General features: G+C 49.9%; 17 protein-coding genes. All 17 read left to right on the top strand.

From position 1 onward, the window contains the following. The first annotated feature begins 16 nt into the window (after positions 1-16). Complete coding sequence (locus WC592_02205) at positions 17-784, top strand: ABC transporter ATP-binding protein (protein MFA4981269.1); 768 nt, start codon at positions 17-19, stop codon at positions 782-784. 110 nt (positions 785-894) lie between these two features. Beyond that, positions 895-1,527 (top strand): MlaD family protein, encoded by a 633-nt coding sequence (locus WC592_02200; GenBank protein ID MFA4981268.1) that lies wholly within the window; start codon positions 895-897, stop codon positions 1,525-1,527. Positions 1,528-1,537: 10 nt separating this feature from the next. Beyond that, the gene (locus WC592_02195) at positions 1,538-2,560 is read left to right on the top strand and encodes a PIN domain-containing protein (GenBank protein ID MFA4981267.1); all 1,023 of its coding nucleotides are present in this window, start codon (positions 1,538-1,540) and stop codon (positions 2,558-2,560) included. A gap of 19 nt (positions 2,561-2,579) precedes the next feature. Continuing rightward, positions 2,580-3,260, top strand: a complete 681-nt coding sequence (gene ispD / locus WC592_02190) for a 2-C-methyl-D-erythritol 4-phosphate cytidylyltransferase (GenBank protein MFA4981266.1) — start codon at positions 2,580-2,582, stop codon at positions 3,258-3,260. Beyond that, a complete protein-coding gene (gene ispF / locus WC592_02185; protein MFA4981265.1) occupies positions 3,245-3,721 on the top strand; it encodes a 2-C-methyl-D-erythritol 2,4-cyclodiphosphate synthase in 477 nt (158 codons plus the stop codon). The genes ispD and ispF overlap by 16 nt, the downstream gene beginning before the upstream one ends. Positions 3,722-3,723: 2 nt before the next feature. After that, entirely contained in the window at positions 3,724-4,407 is a 684-nt protein-coding gene (gene cysE, locus WC592_02180) for a serine O-acetyltransferase (GenBank protein ID MFA4981264.1), read from the top strand. A gap of 66 nt (positions 4,408-4,473) precedes the next feature. Then, positions 4,474-5,967, top strand: a complete 1,494-nt coding sequence (gene cysS / locus WC592_02175; GenBank protein MFA4981263.1) for a cysteine--tRNA ligase — start codon at positions 4,474-4,476, stop codon at positions 5,965-5,967. Next, the gene (gene tmk, locus WC592_02170; GenBank protein ID MFA4981262.1) at positions 5,949-6,602 is read left to right on the top strand and encodes a dTMP kinase; all 654 of its coding nucleotides are present in this window, start codon (positions 5,949-5,951) and stop codon (positions 6,600-6,602) included. The genes cysS and tmk overlap by 19 nt, the downstream gene beginning before the upstream one ends. Then, a complete protein-coding gene (gene holB / locus WC592_02165) occupies positions 6,571-7,593 on the top strand; it encodes a DNA polymerase III subunit delta' (protein MFA4981261.1) in 1,023 nt (340 codons plus the stop codon). The genes tmk and holB overlap by 32 nt, the downstream gene beginning before the upstream one ends. 32 nt (positions 7,594-7,625) lie before the next feature. Beyond that, positions 7,626-8,408 (top strand): stage 0 sporulation family protein, encoded by a 783-nt coding sequence (locus WC592_02160; GenBank protein MFA4981260.1) that lies wholly within the window; start codon positions 7,626-7,628, stop codon positions 8,406-8,408. A 110-nt stretch (positions 8,409-8,518) separates the two neighbouring features. Next, positions 8,519-10,057: a methionine--tRNA ligase gene (metG, locus tag WC592_02155; GenBank protein ID MFA4981259.1), complete on the top strand. Its 1,539-nt coding sequence runs from the start codon at positions 8,519-8,521 to the stop codon at positions 10,055-10,057. A 95-nt stretch (positions 10,058-10,152) separates the two neighbouring features. Then, the gene (locus tag WC592_02150; GenBank protein MFA4981258.1) at positions 10,153-11,520 is read left to right on the top strand and encodes a TatD family hydrolase; all 1,368 of its coding nucleotides are present in this window, start codon (positions 10,153-10,155) and stop codon (positions 11,518-11,520) included. A 2-nt stretch (positions 11,521-11,522) separates the two neighbouring features. Next, positions 11,523-12,590: a CPBP family intramembrane glutamic endopeptidase gene (locus WC592_02145; protein MFA4981257.1), complete on the top strand. Its 1,068-nt coding sequence runs from the start codon at positions 11,523-11,525 to the stop codon at positions 12,588-12,590. Positions 12,591-13,245: 655 nt separating this feature from the next. After that, positions 13,246-14,349: a DUF362 domain-containing protein gene (locus tag WC592_02140; protein MFA4981256.1), complete on the top strand. Its 1,104-nt coding sequence runs from the start codon at positions 13,246-13,248 to the stop codon at positions 14,347-14,349. 1 nt (position 14,350) lies between these two features. Continuing rightward, entirely contained in the window at positions 14,351-15,388 is a 1,038-nt protein-coding gene (gene mtnA, locus WC592_02135) for an S-methyl-5-thioribose-1-phosphate isomerase (GenBank protein ID MFA4981255.1), read from the top strand. Between the two features lie 2 nt (positions 15,389-15,390). Then, a complete protein-coding gene (thiL, locus tag WC592_02130; GenBank protein MFA4981254.1) occupies positions 15,391-16,326 on the top strand; it encodes a thiamine-phosphate kinase in 936 nt (311 codons plus the stop codon). Continuing rightward, positions 16,310-16,747 carry a tRNA (adenosine(37)-N6)-threonylcarbamoyltransferase complex ATPase subunit type 1 TsaE gene (gene tsaE, locus WC592_02125; GenBank protein ID MFA4981253.1) on the top strand — a complete coding sequence of 146 codons (438 nt, stop codon included), beginning with the start codon at positions 16,310-16,312 and terminating at the stop codon, positions 16,745-16,747. The genes thiL and tsaE overlap by 17 nt, the downstream gene beginning before the upstream one ends. Positions 16,748-16,847 lie beyond the last annotated feature (100 nt).

Below are 16,847 nucleotides of genomic sequence, written 5' to 3'. Positions count from 1 at the left end.
AAAGTGAAAGCTAAACATGATCGAAATCATTAACCTGTGCAAATCGTTCGAAGGCCACGTGGTGCTTGATAACCTGAACCTGGCCATCAATACAGGCGAGACGACCGTAATAATAGGAAGGTCGGGATGCGGCAAGAGCGTGCTCCTGAAACATATCATAGGATTATTAAAACCGGACAGCGGCCAGGTCATAGTCGACGGTAAGGACGTTGCGGTGATGGATGAGAAGGAATTAAACGCCCTTCGTATGAAGTTCGGCATGCTCTTCCAGGGGGCCGCGCTCTTCGATTCGCTGAATGTCATGGAGAACGTCGCATTCGGAATGATAGAGCATATGAATTCCAGCCGCCAGGAAATAAAACAAAGGGTCAAGGAATGTCTTGCGCTCGTGGGATTGAAAGATGTCGAATATAAGAAACCCGCGGAATTATCCGGAGGTATGAGGAAGAGAGTAGGCCTGGCCAGGGCGATCGCGCTAAGGCCGCAGATAATCCTTTATGATGAACCGACTACGGGCGTCGATCCGATAATGGGCGACGCGATAAATGACCTGATCGTAGAGCTTCATAACCAGCTCAAGGTAACATCTATAGCCGTGACGCACGATATGTCGAGCGCCTATAAGATAGCCAACAGGATCGCCATGCTGTACAACGGGAAGATAATAGCTAACGGCAAACCGGAAGAGATAAAAAATACGAAAGATCCGATAGTCCATCAGTTTATAACGGGCACTGGTAAAGGGCCGATAACCGAAGGGATAGATTTCGAACACCTGATTTAAGCAGTAAGTTATAAGTTGTAAGTCGTAAGATAAAAATTTTTACTTACCGCTTAAAACTTACAACTTACAACTTACAACTTACAACTAAAAGTCAATTTAAGGGGGTAACAATGGAAGGCACAAGGACATTTGAGTTGAAGGTCGGCATCTTTATTTTGATCGGTATAGCTATATTATTTTTAATAGTCTTTTCCATCGGCGACATCAATTTCTCTAAAAATGGATACCTTATCAAGGTGACGTTCAATTTCGCGAGCGGCATAGGGCCTGCCGCGCCAGTGAGGCTTGCGGGTGTCGGCGTCGGCCAGGTCCAGGGTATAAAAGTAGTATATGACGAGGCCGCCAAACAGACGAAGGCCGAATTGACCGTCTGGATACAGGAAGGCACGCATATCGAGGAGGATGCTGTCGCGACGATCAACACTCTCGGTCTCCTCGGAGAAAAGTATCTTGAGATAGTGCCCGGAACGATAGGAAAGCCGCTGGTACAGAATGACGGGATGCTTATAGGTAAGGATCCCGTGCCAATGGAGAAGATCACAGAGAACCTGGCCAGCCTTTCCGATTCGGTCAGGACCATAGTGGATAAACTTAAAAAAGGCGAAGGCACGGTCGGCAAGCTTTTGATGGAAGACGCAGTATATAATGACGTGAAGGCCATGACCGGTAATTTCAGGGAATTCAGCGAGGATGTCAAAAGGCATCCCTGGAAACTGCTGAACAAACCGCGAAGCGAAGAATAAGGGGTAATATATGACAGTAATATTCCTTAGGATATTTTTTGTATTCCTGTCGAGCGTTGCAGGTTATTACGTTGGTTCTACGCTGGGAGATCTGCGGATGAGCTGGGCCTTATCGGGAGCCGTGGCAGGATTTTTCGGAGCTCTCCTTGTAATCCTGGTCGAGATGGGCATGAAGAGATTCTCCGTAAGGAATTTGTCTGCCGCTGTCTTCGGGCTTTTCTTCGGGTTCTTTATGGCATGGATACTGACCAGCGTCATGAAACTCATCCCGATGTCTATTGAAATGTTCTCCTCGCTCCAGATAATCCTGATATTGATATTCTGTTATCTCGGGATGATAATCGCGATGAGGGGTAAGGACGAGTTCAATCTTATTGTGCCTTATGTGAAGTTCGTCAGGCAGGACAAGAAGGACGACATAATCCTGCTCGACACGAGCGTGATAATCGACGGCCGGATAGCCGAGATATTCCAGACCCATTTCGTCGAGGGGAGGATCGTCATACCTCGCTTCGTGTTGAAAGAGTTGCAGCAGATCGCCGATTCGTCGGATTCCCTCAAGAGGAACCGCGGGAGGCGCGGCCTCGATATATTGAATAAGATACAGAAATCGACGGCGCTTGACGTCAGGATACAGGAAGAGGACTTCCCGGAGATAAAAGAGGTGGACGCCAAGCTCGTAAAGCTGGCAAAGCTTTTAGGCGCCAAGGTCTTCACGAACGATTTTAACCTTAATAAGATCGCTGAGCTCCAGGGCGTCGCGGTGCTGAACATAAATGAGCTTGCGAACACGCTCAGGCCCGTAGTCCTGCCCGGCGAGACGATGGAAGTCAGGATCACCAAAGAAGGCAAGGAATACAACCAGGGCGTTGCGTATCTTGATGACGGCACCATGGTGGTCGTGGATAATTCCAGGAGTATCATCGGCCAGGTCACCAAGGTAGTAGTCACGAGCGTTCTCCAGACTTCCGCCGGAAGGATGATATTCGCAAGGCTTGAGGACGCTCCCAGGGGCGGTTGGAAAGGAAAGTAGGAAGACGAAGTGAGCCTCAATGAAGACTATAGCCATAATACCCTCTGCCGGGCACGGGAAAAGGTTGGGTTCTAGACAGAAGAAACCTTTTGTCCTGTTAGGCTCGAGACCTCTCGTATATTATTCCCTCCGGACCCTTGAAGATTGCGCCTCGATCGACGGTATTATAATAGCCGCCGAAAGATCCTGCGTAGCGAGGTTCAGGGTACTTGTAAAAAAGTGCGGTTTTAAGAAAGTAGTGGACGTGGTTGTCGGAGGAAAGACGCGCTCGGAGTCCGTGAGGAATTGTTTGAAAAGAATAGGGCCTTCGGCCGATATTGTCCTCATCCATGACGCGGCAAGGCCTTTTATCGAAAGTTATTTAATAGAAAAATCCATACGCGCGGCAAGAAAGACAGGCGGCTGTATAGTTGCGGTGCCTGAGAGCGATACTGTAAAGCTCGTCGATAGCGGGCTTTTTATAAAGGATACGCTCGACAGGAACAGGGTATTCAGAGCCCAGACGCCGCAGGTATTCAGACGGGATCTGATACAAAAGGCGTACGGAAGGCTTAAGCATGCAAAAGCCACGGATGACGCTGGCCTTGTAGAGATGGCAGGCGGTAGGGTGAAGGTCATAATGGGTTCTTACCGCAATATAAAGATAACGACGAAAGAAGATCTGAAACTTGCGGAGGTGCTGTTATGCGGGTCGGAATAGGTTACGATATACACAGGCTTGTCGAGGATAGGAAGTTATTCCTGGGCGGCGTCGAGATACCCTATGTAAAGGGTTTAATAGGTTATTCGGACGGAGATGTCGTTATCCACGCGATATCGGACGCAATACTGGGCGCGCTCGGCTTAGGAGACATAGGTCAGCATTTCCCGGATACGGATCCGCAGTATAAAGATATGCCTAGCAGGAAGATACTTAAAAGGGCGGCCGAACTTGTCCTGGAAAAGAAGTTCACGATAATCAATGTCGATACAGTGATCCTTGCCGAAGAACCCAAGGTCTTTCCTTTCAATGATAAGATGAGCCAGACCATATCGGAGATATTGGGGATGCCGAAAGAGCGGATAAATATAAAAGCGACTACCAATGAAGGCGTGGGCTCCATCGGTAGAGGCGACGCTATAGCCGCGTTCGCCACTGTGATGCTGGAGGAAAAGAGGTGACCATGATGACTATTTGCCTGAAGGTATTGTTTATTCTCATTGCGGCATTCACGACATTCTGGGCCGTTGTGGCAATAGTGTTCAAGAAAGAGATAGACGCCATATTTGAGCGCGACCCGGCAGCAGCGAGTTTCATCGAGGTCTTGTTGACATATTCCGGACTTCACGCCATGGTCATATACAGGATTGCCCATGCCATACGTAAAGCCGGCATACCGTTATTGCCCAGGATGTTGTCGCAGACGGGCAGGTTCTTTACGGGCATAGAGATACATCCAGGGGCACAGATAGGCAAATCGTTTTTTATCGACCACGGAATGGGCGTGGTCATAGGTGAGACGACTATAACGGGAGATAATGTAACCATCTACCAGGGGGTAACGCTCGGCGGCACAGGTAAGGAAAAAGGCAAGCGCCATCCGACCATCGGGAATAACGTTGTAATAGGGACCGGCGCAAAGGTCCTGGGAAATATTACGATAGGGGATAATTCCTATATAGGCGCCAACGCCGTTGTTATAAAAGATGTCCCGCCTAATTCTACCGTTGTGGGCGTTCCCGGGAGAATAACGAAACAGGAAGGTAGGAAGATAGATGTGGGCCTCGACCATATACATGTCCTTGATCCAATATTGCAGGAGATGGATGAGTTGAGGGAGAGGCTGGATAAACTGGAGAAAAGATAGTTGTAAGTCGTAAGTTATAAGTTGTAAGCATGGAACTTATAACTTATAACTTATAACTTATAACTTATGATGCGCATATACAATTCTCTCACCAGGACTAAAGAGGAATTCGCCCCGCTCAAACCTGATAAAGTCGGCATGTATGTCTGCGGTCCAACGGTATATGACGAGCCGCACATAGGCCACGCCAGGAGCGCCTACATATTCGACGTAATTCGTCGCTATCTTATATATAAAGGGCTGAAGGTCAAGTTCGTCAGGAACGTAACGGATGTAGATGATAAGATAATAGATAAGGCAAATAAGTTCGTTCTATCGAATACATTTATTAAAGAAAGCAGTGAAACATCAGGCGGACTTGCCGAACAGACACGAAAAGTAGCAGAAAAATATTATAAAGCATATTGTGAAGATATGGAGATTCTCGGCATAGGGAAACCCGACGTAGAGCCGAAGGCTACTGAGTACATTCCTAAGATGATTAAGTTCATAGAGATTCTCATTAAAAAAGGATGCGCCTATGAATCGGGCAGGGACGTATATTTTGACATAAAAAAGGCGAAGGATTACGGAAAGCTGTCGCGCCAGTCGCTCGATAAGATGGAGGTAGGCGCGCGCGTACCGTCCGGTGGGAAGAAGAAAGACCCGCTCGACTTCGCGTTATGGAAAAGCGCAAAGGAGGGAGAGCCGTCCTGGCCCAGCCCCTGGGGGAATGGCCGGCCTGGATGGCATATAGAATGTTCCGCGATGAGTTCCGATATCCTCGGAGATGAATTCGACATACACGGCGGAGGCCTGGATCTGATATTCCCTCATCACGAGAACGAGATAGCGCAGTCCGAAGGAGCCGGGAAGAAATTCGCGAAATACTGGATGCATCACGGCCTTCTGACCATAAATAACGAGAAGATGGCGAAGTCGCTGGGTAATTTTATTTCGATTCAAAATTTTATCGCTAAATACCGTGACCCTGATTATCTGAAGCTTCTCTTCCTTAATACCCATTACAGGCATCCGGTCGACTACACCGAAGAGAAGATAAGCGAGATGAAGAGCCAGAAGGAACGGTTTGTCATTCTCTTCGAGAAGATAGGACGTGTTGAGAAAAGTCAAGATATAGGAGGTAGTTCCTCTGCCGCTCCTATTCGTCGCGGCGACGGGATGAAATTTTCTATCGAAAATTTCAGAAAAAAATTCGAAGAGGCGATGGACGATGATTTCAATACGCCTCTTGCGTTCGCGTCGTTGTTCGACCTTGTAACGCATGCCAATAAGTTGATGCAGGGCAAAGACGAATTCTCAAAAGATGAGAAGGCCGTAATATCGGGCATAGGAAAGCTGATAAAAGAGCTAAGTTTCGTATTTGGGCTTGACCTGGCAAAGAGCGTTTCGGGCGGACAGGTAGACGAGGCGGATGTTGTAAAATTGATAAGCCAGAGAGACAAGGCGCGTAACGAAAAAGATTTTAAGAAAGCCGATGATATACGGAGGACCCTTTCGGACAAAGGCGTGCTTCTCGAAGACACTAAAGAAGGCACTGTATGGCGAAGAAAGGCCTGAAACGCGGCTTATTCATAACGTTCGAAGGTGTTGAGGGCTGCGGTAAGAGCACTCAGGCGCGCCTTATCTATGATCATCTTTCGAAACTCTCTTACGATTGCGTAATAACGAGAGAGCCTGGTGGGACCAAAGCCGGCGAGCTTATAAGGGACGTCCTTTTGAGGTCCAGGGGTGTTGAAATATCCGACCTTACGGAATTGTTTCTTTTTGAGGCTAGCCGCTCGCAGATTGTGGAAGAGCTGATAAGGCCGTGCCTGGCGAAGAAGAAGATCGTGATATGCGACAGGTTCAATGACGCGACGTTCAGCTACCAGGGATACGGCGGAAAGGTCCCAATGAAGACGATCAAAACCCTGGATACGGCGGCTACGGGTGGTTTAAAACCTGACCTGACGATACTGCTTGATGTAGATGCCGTGACCGGACTAGGGCGCGCCAGAAAAAAAGGCGTTGACAGGATGGAGAAGAAGGATATCGCTTATCACAAGAGGGTGCGTAACGGTTATCTGAAATTGGCCGGGCAAGATCCCGCCAGGATGAAAATCATAAGTGTTACGTCGACTATCGACGGAACTCAAGAACTTGTCAGACGAGAGGTAGGCCGTGTCATTCAAAGACATACTAGGGCAGGATAGAGCCGTAGTTTTCCTTAAGAGCTCCATCGCGGGAGGCAGGGTCGCGCACGCGTACATATTCTTCGGCCCTGAAGGCGTCGGAAAGAGATCGGCTGCCCTGAATTTCGCTAAGGCGCTCAATTGCGGAGGAAAAGACGCCCCCTGCGATCCTTCGGCAGGCTCAGGATCGCACGCTGAGCTTGTCGAAGCGTGCGATGAATGCGTTTCGTGCAGGAAGATAGACGCTGGTAATCACCCCGATGTAATCGTGCTGAATTTAGCAGACACCGGCGAAAGGGAAAAGGAGAAAACTTCTATAGGCATAGAAGAGATCCGGGAGGCGCAAAGACGGATTTGGCTGAAACCTTACGAAGCGCATACAAAAGTATATATAATAGACGGGGCTGAGTATCTTACCTCGCAGGCGTCGAACGCATTGTTAAAGACCATGGAAGAGCCTCCGCCGCAAACGGTTATGATATTACTGGCGAAGAGCGTCAGGGAGCTTCTTCCGACGATCGCCTCACGCGCCGAGCACGTTAAATTTTTCCCGCTCCAGGCTGGGACAGTCAAGGATATACTTACGAAAAGGCATAAGATAGACGGGGCGAAAGCGGACATCCTGTCGCGTATTTCATGCGGCAGCGCCGGGAAAGCCCTTCTTTATGACAACGCTGATTTTTCGGGACAGCGTAAAGAGGTAATAGAGGCTCTGAAGAAGAAGAGGTTCCTGGAGATGGAGACCGACGGCTTGTCCAAGACGGAATTGAAGATGCGGCTCGAGATAATGCTTTCATGGTACAGGGACCTATTAGTAGCGAAAGCCGGGACCGAAGGCGCCCCGGAATTCATCAATTTCGATGAGCGCTCAGCGATCGAGCTTTCAGCAAGAGATGCGGAATTCGATATGCTCGACGACGCCATAAAGCAGATAATATCGACGGGTGAGATGCTGGATCAGAGCGCCAATACGAAACTTGCGATGGCGGCGCTGGGGTTGAAATTGAATTAAGATCAATAAAACGTATATTTTGAGAGGAAAATATGTACGAAGTAATACAGGTAAGGCTGCGCGAGGCGGGTAAGATAACCTATTTCTCTACAGGCGGCATGAAGTTCAAGGTGGGAGATTGCGTCATCGTTGAAGCGGATAGAGGGCTGGATTACGGACATGTCCTGTCGGATACGGAGGCTATACTGGATTCCGACGTCGAAGAGCCGTTGAAACGCGTGATAAGAAAAGCCAACCCCTGGGATATGCACCAGATAGATAAGAACAAGAAGAAGATCAGGGAGGTAATGGATACGTGCTCCAAAAAGATACACGACCGGCGTCTGGCCATGAAGCTCATCGACGCGGAGTTCTCGTTCGACCGCTCGAAGATAATGTTCTATTTCACCGCCGAGGGCAGGGTCGATTTCAGGGATCTCGTAAAGGACCTCGCGAACGCGTTCAAGACGAGGATAGAGCTGAAACAGATCGGCGTCCGCGATGAGGCGAAGATACTCGGCGGGCTCGGGCCGTGCGGCAGGGCGCTATGCTGCGCTACGTATCTTAAGGATTTCGAGCCCGTGACCATAAAGATGGCCAAGGAGCAGAACCTTCCGCTCAACCCGACAAAGATATCCGGCCTCTGCGGCCGTCTTATGTGCTGCCTGGGATACGAGCATAAGACATACAAGGACCTCATGAAAGGGATGCCGCGTGAAGGCGAATCGATCAAGACAGAAAAGGGCATGGGCAAGGTCATAAGCATCAATGCGATAAAACGGTCCGCGACCGTTGAACTCGAGGATGGGACGCTGTTCGAGGTGAGCTATAAATAATGTTACATAAGGTTATGTAAGGTTAGAGAAGGTTACGTAAAGTTGCGAAAATCAAGGGATGTAACCTTACGTAACTTTAATTAACTTTCCCTAACGTTACGGAATATCAGATTGATATGAAAAAATTTTACATCACAACCCCACTCTATTATGTCAATTCCAAACCCCACATAGGCCATTCCTATACCCAGATAGCCTGTGACACCGTGGCCAGGTTCATGAGACGAAGCGGCCGCGACGTATTCTTCATGACCGGGACCGATGAACATGGTGAGAAGATAGAGAAGTCAACTATTGAACGCGGATACAAAGCCGGCGAAGAGAAGCGTTTCGTCGACGAGATCGTTCCCGTATTTAAGGAACTGTGGACGAAGCTCGGCATACAGTATGACTATTTCATACGGACAACGGACGATTATCACGAAAAGACCGTTCAGGCGATACTCGAAAAATTGTATAAAGACGGAAAGATATATAAGAAGGCTTATAAGGGCTGGTTCTGCACGCCGTGCGAGACTTTCTGGTCCGAGAGCCAGAGCCCGGACGGCATATGTTCGGATTGCAAACGGCCGCTTGAAAGACTGGACGAGGCGAACTACTTCCTGAAGACCTCAGAGTACCAGGGATGGCTCATAGACCATATAAAGGCCAATCCCGATTTCGTAAGGCCTGATTTCCGCAAGAACGAGGTCTTAGGGTTCCTCAAAGAACCGCTGCTTGACCTCTGTATATCGCGGCCGAAAAGCCGCATGGCCTGGGGGATCGAGATACCGTTCGACAGGGATTATGTCACTTATGTCTGGTTCGACGCGCTTATAAATTACATATCGGGCGCGGGATATCCGCACGACATGCCGCGTTTTGAAAAAATATGGCCCTGCGATTTCCACGTGATCGGGAAGGACATACTGCGCCACCACGCGGTTTATTGGCCGATCATGCTGAAAGCGCTCGGCATAGAGCCGCCGAAGGCAATATTCGCGCACGGATGGTGGATAGTGAAGGGCGAGAAGATGTCGAAATCCAAAGGCAATGTCGTCGACCCGCTGGAGATGATAAATAAATACGGCATAGACCCATACAGGTATTTCCTTCTGCGCGAGGTCTCTTTCGGCCTCGACGGAGTATTCAGTGAGGAGACCCTGGTCGGGCGTTACAATAGCGACCTTGCCAACGACCTGGGGAATCTCCTGAACCGCACCCTGACCATGGCGGAAAAGTATTTCGGGGGCAAGGTGCCGGAAATCAAGCGTCAGGGGGAGGTATTGAAGAAAAAAGCAAGTGATCTGGCGGGCGAGATGCAGAGGTCGATACCGAATTTCGATTTTGTGAACGCGTTGTCGAAGATATGGGAAGTAATTAACATCGCCAATAAATATATCGAAGAATCCAAACCCTGGGCCCTATCCAAGGAAGGCAAGACCGATGAGCTTGCTCTGGTGATATACAGCCTTCTGGAAGCGTTAAGGATAGCGGCTGTTTCGGTATATCCTTTTATGCCGGGAACCGCCCAGCGGATATACAGGCAGCTTGGCCTTGAGGAAGATCTTCAAAAGATGGATTTTGAAAAGGAGATGGCCTGGGGGAAGCTGGAAGCTGGGAGAATGTTAAAGAAGGCGGAGCCTTTGTTCCCACGGATAGAGGTTTAGCTGCATGATTTACATTTGTGTAATGTGCGAAGTGTAATGTGTGATGCATTACACATTACACAATTAACTTTACACAAAAGGGTTATCATAATTAAATGCTCATAGACACGCACTGCCATCTCGATTTCCGCGATTTCGACAGCGACCGGGATGAAGTCATAAATAGAGCCGTAAAAGCCGGCGTGGGTAAGATAGTGAACGTCGGCAGTTCCATTGAGGGGACGCGGCGTTCGGTAGAGCTCGCGGGCCGTTACCCCATAATCTACACGTCATTAGGCGTCCATCCCCACGAAGCAACGTCCGTTACGGATGAGGTAATAGCTGAGTTCAGGCTTCTTGCAAAAGACAGCAAGGTGGTCGCCGTCGGGGAGGTGGGACTCGATTATTACAAGGGCCTCTCGCCGCGGGACGCGCAAGCCATGGCCTTCAGGACCTTTATACGTCTTGCCCGCGAATTAGACCTGCCGCTAATCATCCACGCCAGGGAAGCCGACGAGGACGTCCTTAAGATCCTGAACGAAGAAAAGAAAGAGGGCTTAAGCGGCGTCATGCACTGCTTTTCCGGAGACGAGGCGTTCCTGAAAAAATGCCTCGACCTCGGGCTATTCGTTTCGTTCACATGCAACATTACGTTCAAGAACGCCAAAAAGCTGCGCGAGACCGCGAGGGCCGTTCCGGTAGAGAGGCTGTTGCTCGAGACCGACGCGCCGTTCCTGGCGCCTCAGGGATCGAGAGGCAAGCGCAACGAACCGTCGAACATAGCGCGGCTGGCCGAGGAATTATCGCAGATACTCGGCCTGTCCAAAGATGACATAGCGAGGATAACGACCCACAATGCCTGCAGGCTTTTCGGCCTCGAGGCGCCTGAGCCTTCCAGGATAGCGTATGAGATCAGGGATTCGCTCTACCTTAACATAACCAACCGTTGCACGAACGCGTGCGATTTCTGCATAAGAAACCGGACCTCGTTCGTCAAAGGCCACAACCTCAAGCTTGACCGGGAACCGTCGACGGAAGAGATCTTGGAATGCGTAGGCGACCCTAAGAGATACAGGGAAATAGTATTTTGCGGCTACGGCGAGCCGACGATGAGGCTCGATGTAGTAAAGGCTGTTGCGAAGGAAGTGAAGGCGCGCGGCGGCCGCATAAGGATGGTCACGAACGGCCATGGAGACCTGATAAATTCTAGGCCGATCGCGGGCGAGCTTGCGGGACTGGTCGACAAGGTATCGGTCAGCCTCAACGCCGACACTGAAAATATTTATAATGAAGCCTGCAGACCGCAATTCGGCCCCGGAACGCATAAGCATGTCATGGATTTTATCGCCTCATGCGTTAAGAATAATATCGAAGCGGAGGCGACGTGCCTAGACCTGCCGGGCGTCGATGTCAAAAAATGCGAGGGCATAGCCCTATCATTAGGCGCGAAGTTCAGGCATAGAAAACTGGGCATAGTGGGTTGATCATGAACAGATTGAACGATCTTATTAAAAGGGAACGGTTGTATATACTCCTGCTGATATTCATCATCCTGGTGAATGTTGTGATCGCGGCTGTCCCGGATAGCGCAAAAGAAAAGGCCAGGAAGCTCGCGTCGCTGGAGTCGGGTCAGCCGCAGAAGGCGAAGACGCTTGACGATGAGATGCTCGTCAAGCGCAAGGAGATGGAGGAGAAGTTCAAGGAAGAGCCCGGGCTGGCCATGGTATTCGGCATGGTATCGCTCCTGATCGTTGCGGTGCTTCTCCTCGGGATATTCGTGCTCGGCGCGCTCGTTTCGGTCAGGCTGAGCAGGAAAAAGATCGATATCGCGACTTACGTTCCCCAGCCAGTGAAATGGGGCATCCTGGATGTGGCTAAGGTAGCCATCCTGTGCTTGTTCTTCGGCTACATGGTAACCCTTACCGAATCCGCGCTTGTGCGCATATTTTCAATTATTAAGAACGATAATTTCCGTATGGTGGTGAACTCGAGCATCCTGGATACGCTTGTGATAGTATTTATCCTATATTTTGCCGTCGGCCAGTATAAAGAGAAGCTCGCCTCCCTCGGGATATCCGCAAAAAATTTTTCCCGTAATGTATTTTACGGCATAGTCGGGTATATCGCTGCGGTCCCCATCCTGGTCGCCATCCTGATCATCACGGTAGCTGTGATAACCGCGTTAAAATACATGCCGGAAAAACAGCCTATAGTGGAATTGTTCCTGAAGGAGAAGAACGCGCCGCTCCTTATCTTCACTACACTATTCGCGGCTATAGCCGGACCTGTGGTCGAAGAACTCTTCTTCAGGGGATTCATGTACAATGCCCTTAAGAAACGGGCCGGGATCATATGGGCGATGCTCATAACCGCGGCCGTATTCGCCGGGCTGCACGCGCACTTAGTAGGATTTCTGCCTATCATGGTCCTCGGCATCGTGCTGGCTTACCTGTATGAGAAGACCGGGACGCTCGTTTCATCAATTACGGTGCACATTATGCACAACCTGGGCATGGTGATGCTCGTCTTACTTACCAAGATGGTGAGTGCATGAAAAATTTTTCGCTCCCTCAGAAGTCAGGCGGTTACTTTTGTGGCCGCCTTCCGCTTGCCGCAAATTTGCGAGGGCGCGCAAATTTGCTCTGAAAATTTTCGATGGCCTCGCAACCCGGACCGACTGATACTATTGACAGGTTTGCGAGTCCTTGCTAAACCGCCAATAGGTATCGAAAATTTTAACAGTCGCTTCAGGCGAACCACAAAAGTTCCGCCATCTGAGTCGGGCGCGAAGAAATTTTTTAGGGGGCAGGTCGGGAAGCTCCGGCAATCGCCCAAAAGTTCTGCCACCTGAGGAGCGAAAAATTTCCCAGGTGGAGCGAGTGGTAAATTTTTACAGTCGGCATAATGCTGTATGGCCACGAGGCCATGTGGGTTGCCTGCCCGCCTGAAAGAGTATCTTGCTGGCAGGCGGGAGCCGTAAATTTTGCTAAGATTATAGCTATTACCCAAAGTATATTGGAGCAGGGTGCCCAGAAGAACTGTATAATACGTATTAGTTAATGAAAAAGTGATCATTCTTGAAAGTAAAATTAGGCGAAGCCCACGGCCGAGATGGCCATTGGGCATAGGTTGGAAAAATTTCATAAGGAGCGAATATTTTCAGTGCTCGAATAGCGAGGCTTAGGTTAGAGCTGAAAGAATGATAAATAATGACTAAAGTTGCGTTGGCCAAATGCGCGGATTACGATACGACCAAGGTCTTCGAAGCCGTGAAAAAGGCGGTTGACCTCGTTGGCGGGATCGGAAGTTACGTGAAACCCGGCATGAAGGTTCTGTTGAAGCCTAATCTCCTTTCAGCCAGGCCCCCCGATGACGCTGTAGATACGCATCCGGAGGTAGTCAGAGCTGTCGTGAGGCTGGTGAAGTCTGCCGGCGCGACGCCGCTTATAGGCGATTCGCCCGGCGGGTATGGCAAGAACATCGACGAGGTATTCAATAAGTCCGGCATGCGGAAGATGGCGCGTGAGGAGGCCGTGGAACTGGTAAAGTTCACGAGCTCAAAAACCGTGGACGGCATACCGATAAGCCGTTATGTATTCGACTGCGGGTGCATAATATCTCTGCCCAAACTGAAGACACACGGCATAACGATCCTCACAGCGGCTATTAAGAACACGTACGGTATGGTCGTCGGGCTATACAAGGCCGAATGCCACTCAAGGGCGCCGAAAGAAAAAGATTTTGCCAAAGTGATCGCAAAGGTATATTCTATCACTAAGCCTCATCTAACGGTATTGGACGGGATCACTGCCATGGAAGGCGACGGCCCTTCCGCAGGATACCCCCGGAACATGGGGCTGGTAATGGCCGGACCCGACGCTGTCGCTATCGATTCCTGCATCGCGAAGATGATAGGGCTGGAGCCGTTCGATATATTAATTACTAAAGAGGCTTACGCGATGGGATACGGGGAAGCGGACCTGTCGCGCATAGAGATAGTTGGTGAGAAGATAGGCGATTTTGCGGCTGCTGATTTTAAATTACCGCAGACGACCGCGCTTAAACTTATTCCGCAGGCGGTCGCAAAAGGATTCGGTTCATTAATACGGTTCAAACCTTACATAGATGTCTCGGTCTGCACGCGATGCAACCTATGCAAGATCACATGCCCGGTCAGCGCAATAAAGATAGAAAGAGATTCATGCGCGATCGATTATAAGAAATGCGTCAGGTGCCTGTGCTGCCAGGAGGTCTGTCCGTATAAGGCGATAGGGATAAAACGCAATATCCTTACCAAGATGGTGTGGGGGTAACATGCCGGTAAATACTATCAGATGGAAGAATAATAAGATACGCTACGTCGACCAGACGCGGCTGCCGCGCGAATTGAAGTACGTCGACTGCGGCGATGTAAAACGGCTTTGGAGGGCGATCAAGACCCTCGAGATACGCGGCGCGCCGGCCATAGGCATTGCCGGAGCTCTGGGCGCGGTCCTCGGGGTAAAAGATTCGAAAGCGAAAGATTTCCAGAAGTTCTTCAAAGAATTGCGCGGAGTCACTGAATATCTGGCGTCGTCCAGGCCGACGGCCGTCAATCTCTTCTGGGCGCTTGAGAGGATGGAACGGGTCGCGAAGGAGAACAGGAACGCTCCGGTAGGCGAGATCAAAAAGATCTTGAAGAGAGAGGCGATCAGGATCGTCGAGGAGGACAAAGCGAGCTGCAGGCGGATGGCCGGGTACGGCGAGCGCCTGATAAAGTCCGGCGACAATATCCTGACGCACTGCAATGCCGGAGGATTGGCGACAGCAGATTACGGCACTGCTCTCGGGGTCCTGTTCGAGGCAAAGAAACAGGGTAAACGCTTTAAGGTATACGCCGACGAGACCAGGCCTCTATTGCAGGGAGCGCGGCTCACGACATGGGAATTGATGCATGAACATATCGATACGACACTCATCTGCGACAACATGGCCGCAAGTCTCATGGAAAAGGGTAAGATAGACAAGATATTCGTCGGCGCTGACAGGATCGCCGCGAACGGGGACGCCGCCAACAAGATCGGCACTTACAGTCTTGCTGTGCTGGCGAAATATCACGGGGTTAAATTTTACATAGTCGCTCCGCTCTCGACGTTCGATTTCCGGCTGAAGAGCGGCAAGGATATCCCGATAGAAGAACGCGACGGCAATGAAGTGAGGATGATCGCCGGTAAGAGGATAGCCCCTGCAAAGGTGAAGGTCTATAATCCGGCGTTTGATGTTACGCCGAACAAGCTTATAACGGCGATCGTGACAGAGAAGGGGATATTTAGGAAACCCTATTTGAAGACATTGGCGAAAAGAGGCTCTTAGAGATGAAGATAAAAGACGCCGGTGAGATCGGTTTGATTAGACGCCTTGCGAGAAAGACCAGGCCGGGTAGCGGTGTGGTGAAAGGCATCGGCGACGATACGGCGGTCATTAAATGGACAAAAGATAAATACCTGTTATTTACATGCGATATGCTCGTCGAGGACGTCCATTTTCGGCGCAAAGCCGCAACGCCCTTTGAAATTGGATGGAAAGCGCTCGGCCGAAATATAAGCGATATCGCGGCGATGGGAGGATTGCCTAAATACGCGGTCGTCTCGATAGGCCTCGACCCTGAACTGCCTTTATCATTTGCCGACGGCGTATATAAAGGAATGGCCTCCCTTGCCCGAAAATTCAACGTAAGCATAGTTGGCGGCGACACTACCAGGTCGAAGAAATTAGTAATAGATGTGTCACTGATAGGCGAGGTCGAGAAGAAGAACCTTGTCTTAAGGAGCGGTGCAAAGGCAGGCGACCTTATCCTGGTAACGGGTTCGATAGGCGGCTCCATAAAAAGAAAGCACTTGAGTTTTACGCCGAGAGTCGAAGAGGCCCGGCGGCTCGTAAGGGATTTTAAGGTAAATTCGATGATAGATATTTCCGACGGGCTCATTATAGACCTCTGGCGGATATTGGGTTCGAGCCGCGTCGGCGGCAGGATCTACGAAAGCGCTGTCCCTCTTTCAAGAGAAGAGCGTTCGTTCGATAAAGCCATTTATGAGGGTGAGGATTTCGAGCTCCTCTTCACGATGAGCGTAAAAGAGGCGCGGCGGTTCTTTAAAACGGCTCTCGATCGTATGCCGACGTCGGTCGCGTTGATAGGAGAGGTTATCGACAAGAAGCATGGATATAAGCTCATAAGAGAAGAGGGTGAGGTCGAGGAACTGAAGCCGAAAGGCTACCTCCATTTCCAGGGCAAGCATGAAATATATTTCTAATAGTGTAGAAGAGACGATAGCTATAGGCGTTAAGCTCGCGGTAAAATTAAAGAAAGGCGACGTCGTAGCTCTTATCGGCGACCTCGGCGCGGGTAAGACCGTCCTGACGAAGGGGATAGCGAAGGGTCTGAAGGTAAAGGACGTCCGCTATGTCAACAGCCCCACATTTGTTATAATAAAGGAATACAAAGGCCGGCTGCCCCTGTATCATTTCGATCTTTACCGGCTGGACGGATCGAGTATAATAGACGCCGAGAGTTATGAGGAATATTTTTACGGCAGCGGCGTAACAGTGATAGAATGGGCGGATAAGGTCAAAGGTCTTTTGCCGAAAAAATATGTCAAAGTGAAATTGTCCGTGCTCGGAGAAGAGAAGCGGAAAATTGAGATAGAAAATCACTCGTGTCCAAATTATGATTGAAAAAGCCCAACCGAATCCTTATGATGGTGATAGAACAGAACCGTCACCAACTACCGATTCTCGTCGGTATATAAGGAGGGTTAGGCTATGCACCATAATA

This window comes from Candidatus Omnitrophota bacterium, from assembly GCA_041648975.1.
Lineage (GTDB): Bacteria > Omnitrophota > Gorgyraeia > 2-01-FULL-45-10 > 2-01-FULL-45-10 > JAQUSE01.
The sequence above is the reverse complement of the archived record's forward strand: the minus strand, read 5'-3'. Positions and strand labels throughout refer to the sequence as shown.